The sequence below is a fragment of the Brachybacterium paraconglomeratum genome, assembly GCF_039541415.1.
GTDB lineage: Bacteria > Actinomycetota > Actinomycetes > Actinomycetales > Dermabacteraceae > Brachybacterium > Brachybacterium paraconglomeratum_A.
In genome coordinates, this window is record NZ_BAABGE010000002.1 from 833,961 (window position 1) to 847,967 (window position 14,007).

14 protein-coding genes are annotated in these 14,007 nt (G+C 71.3%); 6 read left to right on the plus strand and 8 right to left on the minus strand.

Annotated features, from left to right (window positions below; all coding sequences use genetic code 11):
- The first annotated feature begins 31 nt into the window (after positions 1–31).
- A complete protein-coding gene (locus ABD893_RS03650) occupies positions 32–2,692 on the plus strand; it encodes an FAD/NAD(P)-binding protein (RefSeq protein ID WP_345076178.1) in 2,661 nt (886 codons plus the stop codon).
- Here ABD893_RS03650 and ABD893_RS03655 read toward each other — a convergent pair whose 3' ends face one another.
- The 4 genes from ABD893_RS03655 to ABD893_RS03670 form a co-directional block, all read right to left on the minus strand.
- Complete coding sequence (locus ABD893_RS03655; protein ID WP_345076250.1) at positions 2,693–4,360, minus strand: SulP family inorganic anion transporter; 1,668 nt, start codon at positions 4,358–4,360, stop codon at positions 2,693–2,695. It lies immediately after the preceding gene.
- Positions 4,361–4,416: 56 nt separating this feature from the next.
- Complete coding sequence (locus ABD893_RS03660) at positions 4,417–4,785, minus strand: ArsR/SmtB family transcription factor (protein WP_345076179.1); 369 nt, start codon at positions 4,783–4,785, stop codon at positions 4,417–4,419.
- Between the two features lie 133 nt (positions 4,786–4,918).
- Positions 4,919–5,398 carry a GNAT family N-acetyltransferase gene (locus ABD893_RS03665; RefSeq protein ID WP_345076180.1) on the minus strand — a complete coding sequence of 160 codons (480 nt, stop codon included), beginning with the start codon at positions 5,396–5,398 and terminating at the stop codon, positions 4,919–4,921.
- Positions 5,395–6,291, minus strand: coding sequence for an ornithine cyclodeaminase (locus ABD893_RS03670; protein ID WP_345076181.1), 897 nt, complete (start codon positions 6,289–6,291; stop codon positions 5,395–5,397). The genes ABD893_RS03665 and ABD893_RS03670 overlap by 4 nt, the downstream gene beginning before the upstream one ends.
- Before the next feature lie 89 nt (positions 6,292–6,380).
- Between ABD893_RS03670 and ABD893_RS03675 the strand changes: the two genes are divergently transcribed.
- Positions 6,381–6,905, plus strand: coding sequence for a hypothetical protein (locus tag ABD893_RS03675; RefSeq protein ID WP_345076182.1), 525 nt, complete (start codon positions 6,381–6,383; stop codon positions 6,903–6,905).
- Between the two features lie 34 nt (positions 6,906–6,939).
- Here the strand turns inward: ABD893_RS03675 and ABD893_RS03680 are convergent, their stop codons facing one another.
- The gene (locus tag ABD893_RS03680) at positions 6,940–7,428 is read right to left on the minus strand and encodes a DUF2087 domain-containing protein (RefSeq protein WP_345076183.1); all 489 of its coding nucleotides are present in this window, start codon (positions 7,426–7,428) and stop codon (positions 6,940–6,942) included.
- A gap of 158 nt (positions 7,429–7,586) precedes the next feature.
- On the opposite strand from ABD893_RS03680, the gene ABD893_RS03685 reads away from it, so the two are divergent.
- The 4 genes from ABD893_RS03685 (at position 7,587) to ABD893_RS03700 (ending at position 11,224) form a co-directional block, all read left to right on the plus strand.
- Entirely contained in the window at positions 7,587–8,834 is a 1,248-nt protein-coding gene (locus ABD893_RS03685) for a thermonuclease family protein (RefSeq protein ID WP_345076184.1), read from the plus strand.
- 281 nt (positions 8,835–9,115) lie between these two features.
- Entirely contained in the window at positions 9,116–10,129 is a 1,014-nt protein-coding gene (locus tag ABD893_RS03690; RefSeq protein WP_345076185.1) for an aldo/keto reductase, read from the plus strand.
- Positions 10,130–10,304: 175 nt separating this feature from the next.
- Positions 10,305–10,805, plus strand: a complete 501-nt coding sequence (locus ABD893_RS03695) for a MarR family winged helix-turn-helix transcriptional regulator (protein ID WP_345076186.1) — start codon at positions 10,305–10,307, stop codon at positions 10,803–10,805.
- Positions 10,802–11,224, plus strand: coding sequence for an organic hydroperoxide resistance protein (locus tag ABD893_RS03700; protein ID WP_345076187.1), 423 nt, complete (start codon positions 10,802–10,804; stop codon positions 11,222–11,224). Before ABD893_RS03695 ends, ABD893_RS03700 begins: the two co-directional genes overlap by 4 nt.
- 18 nt (positions 11,225–11,242) lie before the next feature.
- Here the strand turns inward: ABD893_RS03700 and ABD893_RS03705 are convergent, their stop codons facing one another.
- The 3 genes from ABD893_RS03705 to ABD893_RS03715 are packed head-to-tail and all read right to left on the minus strand — an operon-like array spanning position 11,243 to position 13,867.
- Entirely contained in the window at positions 11,243–11,734 is a 492-nt protein-coding gene (locus ABD893_RS03705) for a DUF2238 domain-containing protein (protein ID WP_345076188.1), read from the minus strand.
- A 35-nt stretch (positions 11,735–11,769) separates the two neighbouring features.
- Positions 11,770–12,528, minus strand: coding sequence for a glycosyltransferase family 2 protein (locus ABD893_RS03710; protein WP_345076189.1), 759 nt, complete (start codon positions 12,526–12,528; stop codon positions 11,770–11,772).
- 37 nt (positions 12,529–12,565) lie between these two features.
- Positions 12,566–13,867 (minus strand): hypothetical protein, encoded by a 1,302-nt coding sequence (locus tag ABD893_RS03715; RefSeq protein ID WP_345076190.1) that lies wholly within the window; start codon positions 13,865–13,867, stop codon positions 12,566–12,568.
- Positions 13,868–14,007: the final 140 nt, after the last annotated feature.

Sequence of the window (14,007 nt, forward strand, 5' to 3'; positions counted from 1 at the left end):
CACAGAGACACCTCAGAAGGGATCCCGACGGATGAACTCCCGGATCAGCGCACCGAGCACACGCCTCGTGATCGTCGGCGGCGGGCCGCGGGCGATCGGTGTGCTCGAGCGCCTCAGCGCGAGCGCAGCCCTCACTGACCAGGCAGGGCGCCCCGATGGCGCGCCGCTGCACGTCGACATCGTGGATCCGCATATGCCCGGCGCCGGTCGTATCTGGCGCGCCGAGGAGAGCCCGCTGCTGCTGATGAACTCCCGCGCTGCCGACGTCTCGATCTTCACGGACGAGACCGTCGACTGCGCCGGTCCCGTGGTCGCCGGGCCCTCGCTCGCCGAGTGGGCCGACGGGATCCGCCGCGGCGCCATCACCGCTCCCACCACCGGCACCGAGCGCCTCGCGGAGATCACCGCACTGCAGGAGACCGACTTCGCCGGACGCCGCGTGCAGGCGCTCTATCTCGAGTGGTTCTTCGGCCAGGTGCTCGCGCACCTGCCCGAGACGGTCAGCGTCACCGTGCACCGCACCATCGCGACTGCGGTCTCGCCCGTTCCCGCCAGCCACCACGCCGCGGACGCCCCCGGGACCGCTCGGGCAGCCGCCGCCACAGCGGATCGTGGAGCACGAGGCTGGACCGTCGAGCTCGAGGATCGCCCGCCGCTGCACGCCGATCTGCTGCTGCTGGCCGCCGGGCACACCGATGCCCGACCGTCGGCGACCCGCCACCAGCTGGCTGCCTTCGCCCGCCGCCACGGCGGCACCTATCTCCCTCCCTCCCAGGCCTCCGACGCCCAGATCGAGCAGCTCGCGCCGGGTGATGACGTGATCGTGCGCGGGATGGGCCTGGCCTTCATCGACCTGATGGCCCTGCTCACCGAAGGGCGCGGCGGACGCTTCCTCCCCGCTCCGCTGCCGAATGATCCCGACCGCCTCACCTACCTGCCCTCGGGCACCGAGCCCCGGCTTTGGGTCGGATCCCGGCGTGGCGTGCCCTACCACTCGAAGGTGCGCGGAGAAGGCGATCCGGCCGGCCCCGGCGACCTCCTGTACCTCACCCCTGAGCACCTCGCCGCTCGGGAGGATGCCGAGGGCCGCCTGGGCTTTCGCGAGGACGTGCTGCCGCTGATCGCCGCCGAGGTGGCCCGCTGGGTGCCCGACGCTCCCGTCGCCGCACCGGGTGAGGAGCCGCTGGCCTGGCTCGATGACCCGCTGTCCTGGCTGCAGGGCGATGCGCATCCGCGAGTCACCCGAGATGCGGTGGTGGGTCATATCGAGCACGACCTGCGCGCCCGCACCCAGGGCGACACCGCGCCCGCCCGCGCACTCTTCCAGCTGCTGCTGCGCCTGCACGGCGCCTTGGTGGACCAGCTCCCCGCCTCCCGGCTCCGCGAAGGCGCAGGCGGCGACTACCCCCGCTGGTGGCATTCGCTGTTCAGCTTCGTCGACTCCGGCCCGCCCCCGCACCGCCTGCACCAGCTGCTCGCTCTCGAGCAGGCCGGGGTGGTGCGCTTCCTGGGCCCGCGGATCAGGGTGACGGCCGACGAGTCCACCGGCCGCTTCACGGCCCGCGGAGCAGCCGGTGTGCAGGTCACCGCCGACGCACTGGTGGATGCCTTCCTGCCCGAGAGCTCGCTCGCGAACTCCACCAATCCGCTGCTGCGCGATCTGGTCGCCGGCGGAGACATCGCGGTGGGACGGGAGTCAGCAGGCCAGCCAGGCACCCTCGAGGTGGACCAAAGGCACCGGGTCATCAGCCCGGACGGCGCCCCGCAGCAGAACCTCTGGGCTGTCGGCCCCTGGACCTCGGAGCTGCCGATCGGTGCATTCGCCCGGCCCCGCACCAACGCCCCCTGCCACCGCCGTAACGATGCCCTGGCCCGCGAGCTGCTCGCTGCCGCGGCACGGGCGGGGCACGCGGCGACGGCAGGAGCGGAGCGCTCTGCCCCCGTCGAACCCGCGGCGCCCGTCAAGATCTCGACCCCTGCCGACCCCGCCGCGCCCGCCGCGCCCGTCGTTCCTGCGGAGCTGCCGCCGCGTGCGGCGCGCTCACTGCGGCTGGGGATCCTCGGGCCCGGGAAGATCGGCAGCGCTCTCGCGCGCACCGCCCTGCGCAGCGGACTCGAGGTGCAGGTGGCCGGCCGCACCCCAGCCCCCGTGCTCGCTGCGAAGCTGCCCGGAGCCCGGCCCGTCGGCGTCCGCGACCTCGCTGCGACCAGCGACGTCGTCGCGATCACCGTGCCCCTGCATGTCGCCCTCGGCCTGGACGCGGACGCGCTGCACGGCGCGATCGTCATCGACGCGACCAATCCCTGGGGCGAGGCCGATGCCCACGCCGTCACCGAGGCGCGGGCAGCGGTCGGAGACCTGGATGCCACCCTCTCCACGAGCGAGCTGCTCGCGGCGCGGCTGCCGGGGGCGCGGGTGGTCAAGACCCTCAACCACATCGGCTATCACGACGTCGAGGACCACGGCCGCGAGGACGGCCATCCGAGCCGGCGAGCGATCGCGGTGGCGGCGGACGATCCCCGCGCGGCCGACGTGGTCTCCGCTCTGCTGCACCGCCTCGGCTACGAACCGGTGGTCGTGGGAACCCTCGCCGACGGCCGCGACCTCGAGCCCGGCGAGGCGCTGTTCAGCGGCTGGAGCACCGCGGCGGAGCTCAGCGGGCGCCGCGAGGCGCAGATCCACGTGGGTTGATCAGGCATCACGCTGGGCGAGCTGTGCCCGCTCCACATGCGACCTGGCGTGCTCGAGCGCACTGTCGAAGTCCACGAACAGGTGCTTGTGATGCCGCAGGGCGGCCAGCACCCCCACGCGGCGGAACAGGGCGCTGTGACTGTCCTGCACCCCCTTGATCAGCACGGTGATCCCGCGTCGCTCCAGCCCGCGCACGATCTCGGCGAGCACCTGCGCGCCGCTGGCATCGACCCTCTCCAGCCGCGAGAGGCGCAGGATCACGACCGTCACCTCCTGCACCTCCATCACGGTCTCGAACACCCGGTCGGAGGAGACGAAGAACAGCGGGCCCTGGAAGCGGACGGCCACGATCGAGCTGTCCAGCACGCTCGAGGGCTCGGCGCGGATCGGTTCGAGGCTCACCCCGGTGGTGCGGGCAGCGCCGCGCAGGGCGACGATCGCCGCTAGCGCCACGCCGATCAGCACCGCGACGATCAGGTCGAAGGAGACCGTGACCAGGGCAGTGATCACGAAGATCCAGGCATCGGAGCGGGTCGAGGTCATGATCGAGCGCACCGTGGCCGCCCGCACCATCCGGATCGCGGTCATGAACAGCACTCCGGCGAGCGCCGCGAGCGGGATCATCCCCACCGGCCCGGCCGCAACATAGACCACCGCCAGCAGCACCAGGGCGTGGATGATCGAGGCTGCTCGGGTGCGGGCACCGGCCCGGATGGAGACCGAGGTGCGGGCGATCGCGCCGGTCGCGGGCATGCCGCCGAACAGGGAGGCGCCGACGGAGGCGAGGCCCTGGCCCACCAGTTCGCGGTCGGGGTCGAAGGCGCCGGTGTCCGCCATGGAGCCGGCCACCCGAGCCGAGAGCAGCGACTCGATCGCGGCCAGCGCCGCGACGGTCGCCGCGGCGGGCAGCAGCACCCCCAGCAGGGCCGGGTCGATCGTCGGCACCGAGGGGGCGGGCAATGAGGAGGGGATCGCACCGATCGTGGCCAATGGTGTGGGCAGCAGGCCGGCGAGGACCGCGACCACGGCGATCCCGATCAGCGAGCCGGGGATCGAGGGGTGGATCCGCGGGGCGATCAGCATGCACGCTGCGACGATCAGGACCGCGCCCAGCGCCCAGGCCAGGTGCACGAGGTCCGCGACGGCGAGCGACTGCACGGCGGCGACGACGGCGTTCGAGCTCAGCTCTCCCGGGGCGGCCGGATCTGCCGAGGTGATCTGCGGGACCTGCTGCAGGAAGATGATGCAGGCGATGCCGAGGGTGAACCCCTCGATCACCGGCCACGGGATGATCGAGACCACCTTCCCCAGCCGCAGCAGACCGGTTGCCATCACCATCAGCCCGGCCAGCAGCGTCACCGCGGCGATCGCACCCACGCCGTAGTTCGCGACGATCGGGACCAGCACCACCACCATCGCGCCCGTCGGCCCGGAGACCTGCACGTTCGAGCCGCCGAATACTGCGGCGAGGAGCCCGGCGACGATCGCGGTGATCAGGCCCTGCTCCGCGGTCAATCCCGAGCTGACGCCGAAGCCGAGGGCGAGCGGCAGGGCGACGATGCCGACGGTCACGCCGGCGACCAGGTCCTTCCGCCAGGTCTTCGGCAGCAGCCGGTAGTCCTCGCGGGCGGGCCACAGGTCGCGGGAGCGCCCCAGCGCGCCACGCATCCGCTGGGGGAAGGAGGGGGCGGCCGACGGGGCCGGGTGCGAGGAGCGGGGTGCGGTCACCGGCTCATCCCCGCGATTTCCGGCAGGCTCTGCGCGGCGTCGAGCCGGTCGCGGTCCTCGCTGAGCATGGTCAGCAGCAGAGCGCGCGCGACCGCCAGCAGTTCACGGATCCGCGGATCGGCCAGGCGGTAGTAGACGTGGCTGGCGCGGCGCTCGGAGGCCACCAGGTGATGCCGGCGCAGCACGGACAGGTGCTGGGAGAGGTGGGAGGGCTCCAGCTCGGTATCGGCCTGGAGTGCGGCGACGGAGACTTCGTCGGCATCGGCGAGCAGTTCGAGGATCCGGATCCGGTAGGGGTGGGCGAGGCCCTTGAAGAGGTTGGCCTTGACCTCGTAGAGCGGGCGCTGACTCTGGGATAGTGGCATGATGAAAACATCATATCGCTCAGGGGTGCAGGTCGCACGCCGATGTGGCCGATGTGGCTGATGTGGCTGACGTGGCCGGCGTGATGGCGCGACGAGCGTCCCACCGGCCATCCCGCCGATGGCGCAGCAGCTTTCACCGCGCCGTGAGGTCCTTCTCCATCGTCTCGTCGGTCTCCGTCGCGCTGCGCCGCACCCCTTCCGCGTCGACGAACTCGTAGGTCGTGGTGACCTGCTCGCCGAGCAGCCGGTAGCCGAGCCGCTCGTAGAGCCGACGGGCGCGCGGGTTGTCCATCCCTACGCCGAGCCGGAGGCGCCTGGCGGGCCGCGCCCGGCGCTCCGCCTCACGCATCAGGGCGGTGCCGATGCCCAGGCCCCGGTGCTCTTCCGGCACTCCGACATTGCAGACTTCTGGGATCGCGCGATGGATCAGCTGGGCCACCCCGAGCGGAGTGTTCTCGCGGAGCGCGACCAGCACGGTGCTGCGGCCAGCGCGCATGCTCTCCTGCCAGGCCGGGACTGCGGCGGCCCAGGTGGGACTCGCCGCGGCCAGAAGCTGGGCACCTGCGTCATCGAGCGGCACGATCCGCAGCCTGTCGGCTCCCTCTGCGCTCATGCCCCGGCGCCCCGCGCGACCACGTCGGCGAGCACCACGTCGCCGAGCCCGGAGCCCAGGTTCTGGGCGACCACCAGGCCCTCCGGCCGGCCATCGCGAAGCAGGTCGCCGGTGGCGCCGCTTGCGTGGGGGTAGTCCTCGCCGTGCTTGAGCGGGCGCAGCGCCTCGAACTGCACCGGATCATCCGCCACCACGGTGCCGGTGCGGGAGATCGCGGCACCGGCGACGGAGGCGTAGTCCAGGGGCAGCAGTGTGGCGTCGGCCGCGACCTCCCCCGGAGTGAGCGCGGAGCTGGTCAGTCCGATCGGCAGCCCACTGATCACGACGCCCGCCCCGGCCAGGGCGTGAGCGCGATCGGTGGTGGTGCGCAGCTCTAGGTCCGGGGTGTGCCGGTCGCACCAGGCGGTGAGCTCCTCGAGGGCTTCCGGGCGCCTGCCCCACACGATGAGGGGGCCGCGCCCGAGCGCTTCGATGACACGGGCATGCGAGCGGGCCTGCACTCCGGTGCCGAAGAAGGTGATCGGGCGATCATCGAGGTCCAGCGAGGCGCCGGTGACCGCGGCAGTGCGCAGGGCGGTCAGCTCAGCGGCGCCCATCGTCGCGCGGGTCGCACCGTCGGCCCCGGAGAGGATCAGCAGGCCGTCGATCATCTCCTTGGCCTGCGCACGGTTCGACGGCGTGACCACCACCCACTTCATCCCCAGCAGCCCGCGCTCCGGCCAGGCAGCGGGCATCGCGTTGGCGAACCCGCCCGGTTCATGGATCACCTGGGACTTCGGGGTCACCGACGCGGAGCCGTCGGCCAGGGCGAGCAGCGTCTCGCGCATCAGCTCCACCGCGCGGGCCGGGGAGGGGAGGAGGTCACGGACCTGGTCATCGCTGAGATGTGGCATCCGCTGACCGTATCGTGCACGCCCGCAGCGCACCCCTCTCCGCTCGGGGAGCGAGCAGCGGGGCGGAGGGCAGCGCCTACCATGTCCGCATGATGAATCGATGGGGGAACGACGGGCACGGACCGGGTGGGGACCCGTCCTGGCTGGGCGGAGGGGACCGCGCCGACGGGAAAGCGCCCGAGTGCGGACAGGGCTCAGGAGCCTTCTCTTCCGATTTCACGTCGGACTTCTCCCAGGATCAGCGCGGTGTCCAGGACTCCCCGACCGCCGCGGACCCAGACCTTCCCGGCCGAGGCCGGAGCCAGGATGCGGAGTCGATGGCACCCCGCTTCGGAGAGGTCGCCGGAGATTCCGCACGCTCGGAGGGCCGTGCCCAGGACGCTCCCTGGATGTCGAGCTTCACCGGGTCCTCCGGCGAAGGACAGGGCCGTGCCCAGCGCGGCGGTTCGCTCGTCGCCCAGCTGATCGGGTTGCTGGGATCGTCGGTCGGCGTGATCATCTTCGCCGTCATCGTCTTCCGCATGGGCTTCGACATGTGGTGGATCCTGCTGTTCGTCGGGATCCCGCTGATCAGCAAGATCGCCCGCCTGATCCGCAGGAACCTCGGCGGCTGACCTGCCCGACTGACTTGCCCGGCAGGGGTCTCGATCAGGCGGTGGCGAGGCGGTAGCTGGCGCCGTCCGCGGAACGCGTCAGCACTCCCGCATCCACGGCGTCCCTCCGCACCAGGGCGACATCCTGCGCGAACATCGAGATCGCGGCGTTCAGCTCCCCCTCGGTGAGGGTGCGTTCGGCCCCCACCCGCTCGAACACGATCCGTGCGATCCGGCCGCTCACCTCGCGCGACTCCTCGGACTTCACCGGGATGCCGTCCAGCCTCCCCACCGCGAGGATCGCCTCGTCAGATCGCATCATCCCGAGCGTCTCGGTGACCTCGCGCAGGACCGTCACATCGACGTCGCCGTCGGCCGCGAGCCAGTCGAGCCGAGAGAGCGGCCCGCGCACCGCAGGATCCTCCGACGGCCCGTCGCCCGCCAGAAGCTGTGCGAGACCGCGGCGCAGCTTCGGGGCCGACAGCATGGCGAACAGCATCCGGGCATGACCCAGCGGGGTCGCCAGATCGGGTCGGGTGGGCATCATCGAGCTGCTTCCGGTCGGGGACGGACGGCGACAGCATGCCATTGGGAGCGTGTGAGGTCGGGTACTCGGGCTCGAAGGGCGTCCCAGGGGTCGGCCCTCTGGGGGATGCTCTCAGTACGGGTGGTCAGCTGATCTGAGGAGCGTTACAGGTGGTCATGGGCATGCACAGCGAGGCGCCGTTGAGTCCGGTCCGGGGCGTCAGCTGGTGGGCGGTCCGGGGCGCGGCGCTCCTGGCCCTGGTGGTCGCCGGCGGGACGGCCTTCGCTGCGCTCGGAGGGGATGCCGAGCGTCGAGGCGAGGTGGTGCGGGTGATCGACGGAGACACCCTCATCGCCTTGATCGATGGCGAGGAGACCACCGTTCGACTGCTCAACGTGGACACCCCGGAGACCAAGCACCCGGACGAAGAGGTGCAGTGCCTCGGGCCCGAGGCGACAGCGTTCCTCACCGAGCGCCTTCCGGCCGGGACGGAGATCGAGCTCGAGTATGACCAGGAGCGGCTGGACCGCTATGACCGCACCCTGGCGGGGGTCTATGAGTCAGAGTCGCTGATCAACGCAGAGATCGCTGCGGCAGGACTGGGGATTCCGGTCTACTTCGCCCCGAACGATCGCTTCCTGCCCGACGTCGAGCAGGCCTCGAAGGAGGCACAGAAGAAGCAGGCAGGGCTGTTCTCTGCGGAGATCGAGTGCACCCTGCCCGCGCAGCTGCAGGCGCAGAGCGCCGCGGTGGAACAGGTGCCGGCGACCATCGAGGGTGACCCGGGCGATGCGCTCGCCGGCGCGACGACCGTGCTCGAGGAGCTGGATCTCTTCATCACAGGCCTGGAGGTCGCCGGGCTGCCGAGCCTGGGAAATGCCGTGCTGGCAGGACCGCTGCTCGAGCCCTATCTCGAAGGTCTGCGTGGGGACGCCGACGAGCTCCGGGAGCAGGCTGAGTCCGCTCACGGCACCCTCGACGAGCTGAAGAACGCCTACGACATCGAGCAGGAGCGCCTTGAGCAGGAGCGACTCGAGGAAGAGCGTCGCCAGGAGGAGGAACGCCTCGAGCAGGAGCGGATCGAGGAAGAGCGCCGCCAAGAGGAGGAGCGGCTGGAACGGGAGGAGCAGGAGCGCAAGGAACGGGAAGAGCGAGAGGAGCGGGAGAAGCAGCCCGCACAGAAGAGCTCCGGGTCGAAGAGCTCCGGATCGACGGGTTCTTCCTCCGGTGGGTCCAGCTCGAGCACCGGCAGCTCGGGAAGCTCGGGATCCTCAGGTGGTTCCTCCTCCGGTGGGAAATCCTCGGGCGGTGGTTCCTCGAGCTGTGTTCCGTACGGTCCCGAGATCCCGCATGCCGACGCCGGCGGCTACACGGGCAAGCGGTACGGCATGCCCGGCGGGAAGACCTTCCGCAAGTGCAGCTGATCTCCGAGCCCTCGCCGGTTCGCTGCTGAGCCTGGCGCCGTCCACGAGCCCCCGCACGCTGTCATGGGCCAGCTCCATCCCCTCTGAACTGTCGCCCGGGAGGGTGCGAGACGACAGCTCAGAGGGGATCGGTGCACTCGGCACTTCACGGCGCCTGACACGGCTCCAGGTGGGAGCTCGACGGGGGTACCACCAGGCCCTCCCTCCTTCCTCGACATGGTGCGAGGATGGTGGCGACGGGCATCCGCAGCCCGGGAACCACGCAGCAGGAGGAGCACCACATGGAATATGTGAAGTTGGGGAACACCGGTCTGGACGTCTCGCGCCTCTGCCTGGGCACCATGGGATTCGGGGACCCCGAGCGGTGGATCCACCAGTGGGTGCTCGAGGAGGAGGCGGCCCGCCCCGTCATCAAGCACGCCCTGGACTCCGGCATTAACTTCTTCGACACCGCGAACGTCTACTCGATCGGCCGCAGCGAGGAGATCGTGGGCAAGGCGCTGGTGGACTACGCGAAGCGGGACGAGATCGTGCTGGCCACCAAGGTGCACGGCCGGATGCACGACGGGCCCAACGGCGGGGGCCTGTCCCGCAAGGCGATCCTGGCGGAAGTCGAGGCGAGCCTGCGGCGGCTCGGCACCGACTACATCGATCTCTACATCATCCACCGCTGGGACTACGCGGTCCCGATCGAGGAGACGATGCGGGCGCTGGATGATGTGGTGCGCTCCGGGAAAGTCCGCTACATCGGGGCCTCGGCGATGTTCGCCTGGCAGTTCCTGCAGGCGCAGCACGTGGCCGAAGTGAACGGCTGGACGAAGTTCATCTCGATGCAGAACCACTACAACCTCCTCTACCGCGAGGAGGAGCGCGAGATGATGCCGCTGCTGCGCGAGCTCCGCGTCGCCTCCACCCCGTACAGCCCGCTCGCCGCCGGGCGCCTCACCCGGGATTGGGATGCGGACACCGAGCGTGCCCGCACCGACACCACCGCGAAGTCGAAATACGACTCGACCGAGGGAGCCGACCGGCTGATCGTCGAGCAGGTCGCCCGGATCGCGGGGGACCGCGGCGTGGAGCGGGTGCAGGTGGCGCTGGCCTGGCTGCTCGCGAAGGATCCGGTGGTCTCCCCGATCATCGGGGCGACGAAGACCGAGCACCTCGACGCCGCGCTCGCCGCGCTCGATCTCGAGCTCACGGCCGACGAGATCGCTGCGCTCGAGGCGCCGTACGTCCCCCACCAGGTCTCGGGTGCGCTGGCGCCGAGCGGGAGCGTCCCGGGCTCCCGCCGCTGACCCGCTCCACCGGGGGCCGAGCGCCGCGCGGGCCGGCGGCGCCGTGCCCGGTGGCGCCGCCTGCGGTAGTGCCGTGCGTCCGTGCGTCCGTGCGTCCGTGCTTCGGTGGTGCGGCGGTGGCCACAGTCGCGCCTAAAAGGTTGTGCGCAATTTAATTGTGTGCAATTCTTTCCGCATGGCGACGACGGATGAGATGGTCTGCTTCTCCCTCTACGCGGCCCAGCGGGCCACCACTCAGGCGTACCGGGCCCTGCTCGAGCCTTGGGGGCTGACCTACGGCCAGTACCTGGTGCTCGTGGTGCTGTGGAGCGACGAGGAGAAGACCGTCTCGGCACTGGGGGAGACCCTCCAGCTCGACTCCGGGACGCTCTCACCGATGCTGCGCCGCATGGAGGCCGCCGGTCTCGTGCAGCGCACCCGCGGCGAGGCGGATCAGCGGGTGGTGCGCATCGCGCTCACCGCTCGCGGCGGCGAGCTGCGCGATGAGCTCGCCCATGTCCCGGCCTGCATCGCCGAGGGCACGGGGCTCGGCAGCATCGCCGCGGCGCGAGAGCTGATCGACACCCTGCAGGCGCTCACCCGGACGATGCGCACCGTCGTCGTCCCCGAATCCCCTGGCGCCCCTGTCGGAGGAACCACCCGGCCCCGGCCGGAATCGATGAAGGAGATCCCATGAAGGCCCTCTACGCCGCAGAATCCCTGTCCACCGGCTCCGGTCGCGATGGTCACGTGCGCACCGTGGACGGCGCGGTGGATCTCGACATGGCCACGCCGAAGGAGATGGGCGGCACCGGCGCGGGCGCGAATCCCGAGCAGCTGTTCGCCGCCGGCTACGCCGCCTGCTTCCACTCCGCGCTGACCCTGGTCGCACGCCAGAACAAGGCCGATGTCACCGACTCGACCGTCGGCGCACGGGTGCAGATCGGGCCGGACGAGAACGGAGGCTTCCAGCTGGCCGTCGAGCTCGAGGTGGTCATCCCGAACCTCGCGCACGAGCAGGCGCAGGAGCTCGCGGACGCCGCCCATCAGGTGTGCCCCTACTCGAACGCCACCCGCGGCAACATCGAGGTGACCGTCACCGTCTCGGACGACTGACGCACGCCCCGGCGGCCGTCATGGATCCTCCGTGGCGGCCGCTCCCCTTCGCGACAGCAGCGCGGCGATGACGGTCCCCGCGAGCCCTGCCAGGAGATCGCTGAGGGTGTCCGCCGGGGCGACATAGACGGTGGGGTCCACCCAGTGGTGGCCGGCCAGCTCCATCAGTTCCCACACCACCGCCAGCAGCGCCCCGGTGGTGATCACGTGCGCTGCCGTCGGCCGAGAACGGTGCAGCACGCGTGCCACCAGCACAGCCAGCAGGCCGGTGAGTGCTGCGTGCACGGGCAGGTCCCACCACGGGAGCTTCTCGTACAGCAGCAGGAACGAGCTGATCGCCGCGACCAGGCACACCAGCGATGTCGCGATCTCCCATCGAGCAGGCAGGCCCGACCGCCACGCCGCCACCTGCGCGAGCGCGACCAGCATCGACACCGCCACCTCGACCCACAGGCCGGTGATCGCAAAGCCAGCGGCCAGTGCCAGCCCCGACCACCGCATCGGCAGCATCGCTACTGATCGGGCGGCGCCCGCTGCGCGGCCGCTCATCTGCCGGGCCGCGCCGCGGTGACGGTGAGGGACCCGCGGCACCGTGCCACCCAGCGCTCCCACGGCCGCTCTCGACGCCAGTTGCGGCGGAGGGTGAGCGCGGCCCGGTGCCAGCGCAGCAGCTGGCCGCGGTCCAGGGCCAGTGCCCGCGAGGACATGGTGACGCCCACCTCGCGCGAGACCTGCACCCTCTGGCCCGGCCGCACCTGGAACGAGAGGTCCATGTCGTCGTGCACCTCCGCGCTGCGCGAGGCGCCCTCCCGCGCCTCCTTCCACCAGGATTGCGGCATCGACATCGTGGTGCCGAACGCCGGGAAGTGACCCAGCGCCGCCGCCGTCAGCAGCAGATATCCGCCGACGTAGACGACGGAGACGAGCCCTGCCCACGGACGAGGAAGGCGGAACAGGCCCGGTCCGGTGACGATCACGGTGCCGGGGGCTGCGACGGTGTGCTCCCTCCGGTGCGCGGCGAGCCAGCCCGGCGGGGGTCGACTGTCGGCATCGCAGCGGACGATCAGGTCACCGCGAGCGGCGTCGTACCCGAGCGCCGCCGCCCCGGCGATGCCCGGGACCGGGTACTGCAGGACGGTGCAGCCTGCGGCGCGGGCCACGGCGGCGCTGTCGTCGCGGGAGCCGTTGTCCACCACGATGATCTCCAGCGGCGGTTCCGTCTGCTGGGCGAGGGCGCTCAGCAGCCCGCGCAGCTCGCGCGCGTCGTTCCGGACGGGTACGACGACGGAACAGGTCGGTGTCATGGTCTCCACACCTGCTCACGCTACCTATATCGAGGGATCAGCGGCGCCGCGCCCGGAGCAGGTGCCGCGTGGAGTGGGCGACGAAGGAGCCTTCGCGGCGGATGATCTCGTCCATCGCCAGCAGCTGCTCCCGGTAGCGGTCCACGTCGAAGCCCGGCACCCACCACACGCATTTCCGCAGGATCCACACCACGGCCCCCACATCGAAGAACTCCATCCGCAGGCGCGCGGTGCGCAGCACGGTGACCTCGAGTCCCGCGGCCTCCGCCGCGGCGGTCTCGTCCTCGGGGTGGCGGCCGCGGCGCTGAGCCTCGGTGGTGGGCCCGACGAAATGCTCGATCAGCGCGAAGGCGGAGCCCGGGCCGACATGCTGGGCCAGGTACTCGCCTCCCGGGGCGAGTACGCGGGCGATCTCCGGCCAGTCCGGGCGCACCGGGTGGCGGGAGGTGATCAGATCTGCGGTGCCATCGGGCAACGGGATCCGGGCGCCGGGCTCGGTCTCATGCACCTGCACCCCGCGCGGGCCCAGCAGTGCTAGGGCCTGCGCGGCATTCGGCGGCCAGGACTCGGTGACGTGCTGCTGAGCGGCGAGGCGCGGGCACTGCCCGAGCACCTCCCCGCCCCCTGTGTCGAGATCGATCGCGAGCTCGGCACCGGCCACCGCCTCGGCGAGCAGCCCGGCGTAGCCCCAGTCCGGACGCTCCTCCGCGGCGCGGCCGTCCAGCCAGCCGAAGCCCCAGCCGTCCACGTCTGCTGCGGTTGCCTCGGCGATCAGCTCGTCGACCGAACTCTGCCGGTCGGTTCGTGGCAGATGCGCAGTGAGCGTGGCACGGATCCGGTCCACGCTCTCGGCGAGCGGCACAGCGGCGGTATCGAGTACGACGTCGGCCGGGATCAGCGGCTTCTGCTGTGCCCATTCGGCATGTACGCGGCGCAGGAGACCCTCCTGCCGGGAGACCCCGCGGGTCGGGTCAGTCAAAGCCCTGGACAGTGCGGTCTCGACAGCACAGGTGAGAACCACCGTGAGCAGAGGCGTTCCCGCGGGAACGTTTCTGAGCACGAGATCGAACTCGCTGCGGCTGCTCACGGACTCGGCGATCACCAGGTCCAGGCCTGCGTCGAGCCACTGGGTGGTGACCGAGGCGAAGATGCGGTGGGCGTCGGCCCAGTCCGGGAGCGTCGGCCGCGCCATGTCCGCGATCTGGTCCAGCTCCACCAGCGCGAGCTGGTGCCCGTCGGCTCGCAGCGCCTTGGCGAGAGCCCGGGAGACGGCGCTCTTGCCCGCGGCGATCGGTCCGGCGATGAGGACGAGGAGCGTGCGGGACGGGGGTGTCGTCATCGGAGGCGGCCTTTCATCGGCGGGAGTGTGCCGCGAGCTTGCGGGGTGACCAGAGCAGGTGAGGCGCTGACAGTATGCCGCTCTGCTCCCGGGCCCTACGAGAGCGCCTGGTGAGCCGATGTCGATGCGACCGGCCCCGT

Coding starts and splice junctions, on each gene's coding strand:
- ABD893_RS03650 (WP_345076178.1), top strand. CDS start 32: ATGAACTCCCGGATCAGCGCACCGAGCACACGCCTCGTGATCGTCGGC.
- ABD893_RS03655 (WP_345076250.1), bottom strand. CDS start 4,360: ATGCGTGGCGCGCTGGGGCGCTCCCGCGACCTGTGGCCCGCCCGCGAG.
- ABD893_RS03660 (WP_345076179.1), bottom strand. CDS start 4,785: ATGCCACTATCCCAGAGTCAGCGCCCGCTCTACGAGGTCAAGGCCAAC.
- ABD893_RS03665 (WP_345076180.1), bottom strand. CDS start 5,398: ATGAGCGCAGAGGGAGCCGACAGGCTGCGGATCGTGCCGCTCGATGAC.
- ABD893_RS03670 (WP_345076181.1), bottom strand. CDS start 6,291: ATGCCACATCTCAGCGATGACCAGGTCCGTGACCTCCTCCCCTCCCCG.
- ABD893_RS03675 (WP_345076182.1), top strand. CDS start 6,381: ATGATGAATCGATGGGGGAACGACGGGCACGGACCGGGTGGGGACCCG.
- ABD893_RS03680 (WP_345076183.1), bottom strand. CDS start 7,428: ATGCCCACCCGACCCGATCTGGCGACCCCGCTGGGTCATGCCCGGATG.
- ABD893_RS03685 (WP_345076184.1), top strand. CDS start 7,587: ATGGGCATGCACAGCGAGGCGCCGTTGAGTCCGGTCCGGGGCGTCAGC.
- ABD893_RS03690 (WP_345076185.1), top strand. CDS start 9,116: ATGGAATATGTGAAGTTGGGGAACACCGGTCTGGACGTCTCGCGCCTC.
- ABD893_RS03695 (WP_345076186.1), top strand. CDS start 10,305: ATGGCGACGACGGATGAGATGGTCTGCTTCTCCCTCTACGCGGCCCAG.
- ABD893_RS03700 (WP_345076187.1), top strand. CDS start 10,802: ATGAAGGCCCTCTACGCCGCAGAATCCCTGTCCACCGGCTCCGGTCGC.
- ABD893_RS03705 (WP_345076188.1), bottom strand. CDS start 11,734: ATGCTGCCGATGCGGTGGTCGGGGCTGGCACTGGCCGCTGGCTTTGCG.
- ABD893_RS03710 (WP_345076189.1), bottom strand. CDS start 12,528: ATGACACCGACCTGTTCCGTCGTCGTACCCGTCCGGAACGACGCGCGC.
- ABD893_RS03715 (WP_345076190.1), bottom strand. CDS start 13,867: ATGACGACACCCCCGTCCCGCACGCTCCTCGTCCTCATCGCCGGACCG.